At 73.5% G+C, this 6,855-nt stretch carries 6 protein-coding genes, 1 rRNA gene and 1 pseudogene; all 8 read right to left on the reverse strand.

Annotated features, from left to right (window positions below; genetic code table 11):
* Window positions 1-80: 80 nt before the first annotated feature.
* Window positions 81-986 (reverse strand): NAD kinase, encoded by a 906-nt coding sequence (locus FLL47_RS36565; protein WP_144127236.1) that lies wholly within the window; start codon window positions 984-986, stop codon window positions 81-83.
* Window positions 987-990: 4 nt separating this feature from the next.
* On the reverse strand, window positions 991-1,812 hold the full coding sequence (locus tag FLL47_RS36570; RefSeq protein WP_144127237.1) for a TlyA family RNA methyltransferase: 822 nt from the start codon (window positions 1,810-1,812) through the stop codon (window positions 991-993).
* A gap of 5 nt (window positions 1,813-1,817) precedes the next feature.
* Complete coding sequence (locus FLL47_RS36575) at window positions 1,818-2,042, reverse strand: hypothetical protein (protein WP_144127238.1); 225 nt, start codon at window positions 2,040-2,042, stop codon at window positions 1,818-1,820.
* Window positions 2,039-2,917, reverse strand: coding sequence for a phasin family protein (locus FLL47_RS43335; RefSeq protein WP_186316126.1), 879 nt, complete (start codon window positions 2,915-2,917; stop codon window positions 2,039-2,041). The genes FLL47_RS36575 and FLL47_RS43335 overlap by 4 nt, the downstream gene beginning before the upstream one ends.
* A gap of 81 nt (window positions 2,918-2,998) precedes the next feature.
* Window positions 2,999-3,799: pseudogene (locus FLL47_RS36585) on the reverse strand (HAD-IIA family hydrolase); the annotation flags it as partial.
* Window positions 3,796-4,683 (reverse strand): Replicase polyprotein 1ab, encoded by an 888-nt coding sequence (locus tag FLL47_RS36590; protein ID WP_342780390.1) that lies wholly within the window; start codon window positions 4,681-4,683, stop codon window positions 3,796-3,798. The pseudogene FLL47_RS36585 and the gene FLL47_RS36590, both read right to left, overlap by 4 nt.
* A complete protein-coding gene (locus tag FLL47_RS36595; protein ID WP_144127241.1) occupies window positions 4,638-6,437 on the reverse strand; it encodes a hypothetical protein in 1,800 nt (599 codons plus the stop codon). The genes FLL47_RS36590 and FLL47_RS36595 overlap by 46 nt, the downstream gene beginning before the upstream one ends.
* Window positions 6,438-6,732: 295 nt before the next feature.
* Window positions 6,733-6,849, reverse strand: a 5S ribosomal RNA gene (gene rrf / locus FLL47_RS36600).
* Between the last annotated feature and the right edge of the window lie 6 nt (window positions 6,850-6,855).

Here is a 6,855-nt window from a genome sequence, read left to right on the forward strand (position 1 = left end):
CGCCGAGGGCGGATCCCGCACCGCGAACGGCCCGGTGGGAGCGCTGCGCCGCAGCGCGCGCCACATTCGCGGGTACGCCGTCAGTGGCCGGTCGCGTGCCGCTGGCCGTGCGCGCGCCAGCCCTCCACGGGCAGCCCGAACTTGGCCACCAGCCGGTCGGTGAACGGCTGCGGCCGCAGCCGCGCCACGCGGACGGGCAGCGCGCCCCGCCGCACCGTGACCTGCGCCCCCGGCGGCAGCCCGAACACCCGGCGGCCGTCGCAGCTCATCAGCGCATGCTCGGTGTACGGGTCGATGGTGATCTGGATCGTCGAGTCCGGCGCGGTGACCAGCGGGCGGCTGAACAGCGCGTGCGCGCTGATCGGCACCAGCAGCAGCGCCTCCACCCGCGGCCACACCACGGGCCCGCCGGCCGAGAAGGCGTACGCCGTCGAACCGGTCGGGGTGGCGCACACCACACCGTCGCAGCCGTAGCGCGACAGCGGGCGACCGTCCACATCGACCAGCAGTTCGAGCATGCGCTCGCGGCTGCCCTTCTCGACGCTGACCTCGTTGAGCGCCCAGGACTCGGCGATCACCTCGCCGGCCAGCTCCGCGGTGACGTCGATGGTGAGCCGCTCCTCGACGCTGTACTCGCGCGCGACCACGTCGCGCACGGCCGTGTCCAGGTCGGCGATCTCGGCTTCGGCCAGGAAGCCGACCTTGCCGAGGTTGATGCCCAGCAGCGGGGCCCCCTCCGGGCGGGCCAGCTCCGCCGCGCGCAGCAGGGTGCCGTCACCGCCCAGCGCGAACACGATCTCCGCGCCCTGGGCGGCGCACGCGCCCGAGATCGGCGTCACCCCGGACAGGTCCAGGTCCTCGGCCTCCTCGGCCACCACCCGCACGCTGAACCCCGCCGCGATCAGGTCCCGCGCCACGGTGCGGGCGTGATCGGTGGAGTCCTTCCGGCCGGTATGGGTGACCAGCAGCGCCACGCGCTCCGTCATGCAGTCAGTCCTCTGGGTCGGGTGCGATCGGCACCCCAGCCTCCACCACGGCGCGGATGTCGTCCACCGCGGGGGCGGGTGCGTCACGCCGGAACCATACGAAGAACTCCACATTGCCTGACGGTCCGGGCAGCGGGCTCGCCGTCACCCCGGCCACGCCCAGCCCGACCGTGCCCGCGGCGGCGGCCACGTCCAGCACCGCCTCGGCCCGCAGCGCCGGATCGCGCACCACGCCGCCGGTGCCGACCCGCTCCTTGCCGACCTCGAACTGCGGCTTCACCATCAGCACCAGGTCACCGTCGGTGCACGCGGTCAGCGCGGGCAGCACCAGCCGCAGCGAGATGAACGACAGGTCGGCCACGGTCAGCCCGACCACGCCACCGATCGTCTCCGGCGTGAGCGTGCGCACGTTGGTGCGCTCGTACACCTTCACCCGCTCGTCGGTGCGCAGCGACCAGGCCAGCTGGCCATAGCCCACGTCCACGGCGACGACCTCGGCCGCACCGTTGCGCAGCAGCACGTCGGTGAAGCCACCGGTGGAGGCGCCCGCATCCAAGCAGCGGCGGCCGGCCACGGCCAACCCGAGCGGTGTGAACGCGGCCAGCGCCCCGGCCAGTTTGTGCCCGCCCCGAGAGACGTAGTCGTCGCCGGTGGACTCGCCGACGACGCGTACCGCGTCGGCCGGGTCGACCATGGCCGCGGCCTTGTGCGCCACGGTGCCCCGGACCTCGACCCGGCCCGCGGCGATGAGCTCGCCGGCCTGCTCGCGGGAGCGGGCCAGCCCCCGACGGACCAGCTCCGCGTCCAGGCGGGTACGACGTGCCATGTGCGTCAGGCCTCGATCGCGGTCAGGACTTCCCGCAACGTCCGGTGCGCCGCCTCATACGCCGCCAGCTGCTCGGACAGCGGCAGCTCGGCGGCGTTGGCCACGGCCCGGACCGCGGCGTCCACCGCGTGGTGGCCGGTCGGCCCGGGCATGAGCGTCGCCGGTGTCGGCATCGGACGCGGCGTCGGCACCGACGGCGAGAACGACAGCGGCAGCTGCGGTGAGGTCACGCGGTGGCCGCCTTGCCGGAGGGGGCCTTCTTGGCCGCGGTCTTCCTGGCGGGAGCCTTCTTCGCGGCCAACGGCACGTCCGGGGCGGAGCTGAACGCGACCGGAGCCACCGGCTCGGGGCTGCCGGACATCGCCTTCCCGGCAGCGTCCATCCCGGCGACGGCCTTGCCGGCCACGGTCTTCGCGGTCTTCTTCGCCACCACCTTGGCCGGCTTGCGGGCCGCCGCGGCGCCCTTGATCGGGGCTTCCAGGACGGGTTCGGCCTTCGCCGCGGGCGCCTTCTTCGCCGGCGCGGCCTTCACCACGGGCGCGGCCTTCTTGACCCGCTTGGCGACCGCCGCCGGCGTGGTCGTGACCGGCTCGGCCTTCACCGGCTCGGCCTTCACGGCGGGCTCGGCCTTCACGGGAGCGGCAGCCGTCTCCGCCGGAGCGGGCTTGGCTGCGACCGCCTTCTTCGCCACGGCCTTCTTCGCCACCGGGACGGCGGCGATCGGCGACGAGCCGTTCGTGGTTGACGCGGGCCGGTCGGCCTTCGCCACGCGCAGCTCGCCTTCGAGGTCCTCGATGCGGGCGGTCAGCGTGGCGACCTCCTCCGCGGTGGCCAGGCCGACCCGGCCGAGCGCACGGTCCAGCTCCAGGCGCACGATGCGCGTGATCGCCTCACGGTTCTGCAGCCCGGTGGTGACCAGTTCCTCCGCCATGGTCTGCAGCTGGGCCGCGGTCGCGCCGCTCTTGCCGAGCAGCTCCTTGGCCGCCTTCTTGACGGTCTTCTCCGCCTTCTTCTTCGACGCCTCGGTCAGCCCGAAGGCCAGCTCGAGGTACGCCTTAACCACGTCCTGCATCGGTTCGCCCGACTTGCTCGCCACAGCGGTCACCACCTCTCCTGCCGACTGATGCCCGGTTTGGGACACCGCAAGCGTCCCGTACCGTTCCGCGGACCAACGCTACAGTGCCGGGACCGCGGGTGCCGTGAAGAGGCCCCCCAGATCAGCCGACACGTACGTCGGACGCAGCGGACCGCTCGCCGCGGCCGCCTCGACGGCCGTGGAGACCCCCGTGAGCACCAGCAGGCTGTCCATTCCGGCGCGATGCGCACCGGCGATGTCGGTGTCCAGCCGGTCGCCGACCACCAGCACGCGGCGCGCGGACGCCTGCGCCGCCGCAGTCGCGAACAGGCCCGGCTCGGGCTTGCCCACCACCACGTCGGGCTCCCGCTCCAGTGCGGTCGCCAGCATCGCGACCAGGGAGCCGTTGCCCGGCAACGGCCCGCGCAGCGTCGGCAGGGTCCGGTCCGTGTTCGTAGCCACCCACCAGGCCCCGGCCCGGATCGCCACGCACGCCTCCGCCAGCTGCTTCCAGCCGAGGTCCGGGCCGAAGCCCTGGACGACCGCCCGAGGGTTGTCGTCGGCGCTGTCGACCGGCCGCAGCCCGACGTCGGTCACCTCGCCCCGCAGCGCGGGCGCGCCCAGCACGAGCACCGGCGCGCCGGGCTCCAGCCGCTGCGCCAGCAGCGCAGCGGCTGCCCCGGCCGAGGTCAGCACCTCCTGCGGCTGGGCCGCGATGCCCATGCCGCGCAGCAGCGCCGCCACCTCGGCCGCACGGCGCGAGGCGTTGTTCGTGGCGAAGCGCACGGTCATACCCTGATCCCTGAGGCGCGCCAACGCATCGACCGCCCCGGGAATGGGGCGGTCGATGAGGTAAAGCACGCCGTCGAGATCGAATATGACCAGGTCATAGTTCTCGACGAGCGATGTCACTTGTCTGCTTCCGCCTTCGTGGCAGGGGCATCGGCGTCGGCGGCCGTGGGCTTCTCGTCGAAGTCCTCGAGGTCGTCGTCGTCCTCGACGGCGCCGGCGTCGCGGCCTTCGTCTTCGTCTTCGTCGAGGTCGTCGTCCTCGTCGTCCTCGTCGTCGTCATCCTCGTCGAGGTCGTCGTCGTCCTCGTCGTCGAGGTCGTCCTCGTCATCGGCGTCGGCGTCGGCGTCGGCGTCGGCGTCCTCGGTCGAGGCGGCACGGGGACGGTCGGCGGGCTCGTCGTCGGTCTCGGACTCGTCCTCGATCTCGACGCCGTCCAGCTCGAGCAGCCGCTCGGCCGCATCGGTCACCGCGTCGGTGTCGGCGGCGGCCGCCTTCGCGAACCACTCCCGAGCCTCCTCGGTACGCCCCGACGCCAGCAGCGAATCGGCGTACGCGTACCGCAGACGCGGCGACCAGTCCTCGGTGGACTCCATGGTCAGCTCGCGCACCTGCAGCATCGCCGCAGCCGCCTCGTGCTGGCCCATGTCACCCCGGGCACCCGCGGCCACGATCAGCAGCTCGAGGGCCTCGCCCTGGCTCAGCTTGTCGCGCTCGACGCCGCGGAACAGGTCGATCGCCTTCTCCGGCCGGCCCAGCGCGCGCTCGCAGTCGGCCAGCACGGCCAGGTGCGTCTGCCGCCCGGTCATCCGGTGGTACGTGCGGATCTCCGCGATCGCGCTCGCCCAGTCACCCGTCTGGTACGCGGCCAGGCCGACCGCCTCGCGGACCACCGCGATGCGCGACGCCAGCCGCCGAGCGGCCAGCGCGTGCTCCAGCGCCTTCTCCGGGTCGTCGTCGATCAGCTGACCGGTCGCGACGAGGTGTCGTGCAACGGTGTCCGCCACCGGCTTGGCCAGGGAGAGGAGCTCGGCGCGCACCTCGTTGTCGAGGTCGGCCGGCGTGATGTCGTCGGGCAGTTCGGGGCCGGGGCGACCCGTACCCGCGAACTCGCGGGCCTCAGTGCCCTCACGGCCCTCGGCGGACCGCTCGCGGTCGCCGCCACGGAAGCCGCCCTCACGACGCTCGCCACCGGCACGGTCCCGGTCACCGCCGCGGAAGCCGCCCTCACGGGCGGCGCCGCGGTCGTCGCCGCCACTGCGGAAACCACCCTCACGGCTGCTGCCCGCACGGTCGCCGCCACTGCGGAAGCCGCCCTCGCGGCTGCCACCGGCACGGTCGACACCACCGGCGAACCCGGCACGGTCGCCACCACCGGAACGGAAACCACCCTCACGGCTGCCGCCGGTGCGGTCGCCACCGGCGGGACGGTCACCACGGAAGCCGCCCTCACGACGGTCGCCACCGGCACGGTCCCGGTCACCGCCGCGGAAGCCGCCCTCACGGCTGCCACCCGGGCGATCGCCGAATCCGCCACTGCGGTAGCCACCGCGGTCGTCGGACGGACGTCGGAAGCCGCCTTCACGGCTGCCACCGGCACGGTCGCCACCACTGCGGAACCCGCCCTCACGGCTGCCACCGGCACGGTCGCCACCACTGCGGAAGCCACCGCGGTCGTCGCCACCGGCACGATCCCGGTCACCGCCGCTGCGGAAGCCACCCTCACGGCTGCCGCCGGGACGGTCGCCGTAGCTCGGACGGTCACCGCCGCTGCGGAACCCGCCCTCACGGCTGCCGCCGGGACGGTCGCCGTAGCTCGGACGGTCACCACCACTGCGGAAGCCACCCTCACGGCTACCGCCCGCACGGTCGCCACCACTGCGGAAACCACCCTCACGGCTACCACCCGCACGGTCGCCACCACTGCGGAAACCACCCTCACGGCTACCACCCGCACGGTCGCCACCACTACGGAAGCCACCCTCACGGCTACCACCCGCACGGTCGCCACCACTGCGGAAACCACCCTCACGGCTACCGCCGGGACGGTCGCCGTAGCTCGGACGGTCGCCACCGCTACGGAAGCCGCCCTCGCGGCGCTCACCGCCACCGAAACGCTCACGGTCCCCGCCACTGCGGAAACCACCTTCACGGCTGCCGCCACTGCGGTCGCCGTAGCTCGGACGGTCGCCACCACGGGAGAACCCGCCGCGGTCGCCGCCGGCACGGTCGCCACCACTGCGGAAGCCACCCTCACGGCTGCCGCCGGCACGGTCGCCGTAGCTCGGACGGTCGCCACCACTGCGGAAGCCACCGCGGTCGCCGCCGCCGGCACGGTCCCGGTCACCACCACGGAACCCGCCCCGGTCACCACCGGTACGGTCACCGGCACTGCGGAAGCCGCCCTCACGGCGCTCACCGCCACCGAAACGCTCACGGTCCCCGCCACTGCGGAAACCACCTTCACGGCTGCCGCCACTGCGGTCGCCGTAGCTCGGACGGTCGCCACCACGGGAGAACCCACCACGATCAGCGCCACCGCCCGAACGGAAACCACCCTCACGGCTGCCGCCGGGACGGTCGCCGTAGCTCGGACGGTCGCCGCCACTACGGAAGCCACCGCGGTCGCCGCCGCCGGCACGGTCCCGGTCACCACCACGGAACCCGCCCCGGTCACCACCGGTACGGTCACCGGCACTGCGGAAGCCGCCCTCACGACGGTCGCCGCCGGCGCGGGAAGCGCCGCGGTCGTCACCGTCACGCCGGGGCGCGCCGCGCTCACCGGTGCTGCGCGGCTTCTCGTAACCGCCGTCGAAACCACGGGCGCGGTCGCCGTCGCGCCGGAAACCTTCACGCTTGCCGTGAGAACGGTCGTACCCGCCCCTCTCGGAGCGAGACCCGCCGCCACCGCGGCCGGTCTGGCCGGACGAGTCCTGTCCGGGCTTGTCGTTGGAACTCGAGTTCACGGGTACATCCTTCCTGATGCTGCCGGAAATCGGCGGCACAACGCACACGAGGGCCTACCCCTGGCGGGGAGGCCCTCGTATGGAACGTTTGTCCGGCGGCGTCCTACTCTCCCACAACGTCCCCGTTGCAGTACCATCGGCGCTGGAGGGCTTAGCTTCCGGGTTCGGAATGTTACCGGGCGTTTCCCCTCCGCCATGGCCGCCGTAACTCTA

Source organism: Catellatospora sichuanensis, from assembly GCF_007483665.1.
Taxonomy (GTDB): domain Bacteria; phylum Actinomycetota; class Actinomycetes; order Mycobacteriales; family Micromonosporaceae; genus Catellatospora; species Catellatospora sichuanensis.

Excerpts from the sequence above, each read along its gene's own strand:
- FLL47_RS36565 (WP_144127236.1), bottom strand. The coding sequence starts at position 986 with ATGACGGAGCGCGTGGCGCTGCTGGTCACCCATACCGGCCGGAAGGAC.
- FLL47_RS36570 (WP_144127237.1), bottom strand. The coding sequence starts at position 1,812 with ATGGCACGTCGTACCCGCCTGGACGCGGAGCTGGTCCGTCGGGGGCTG.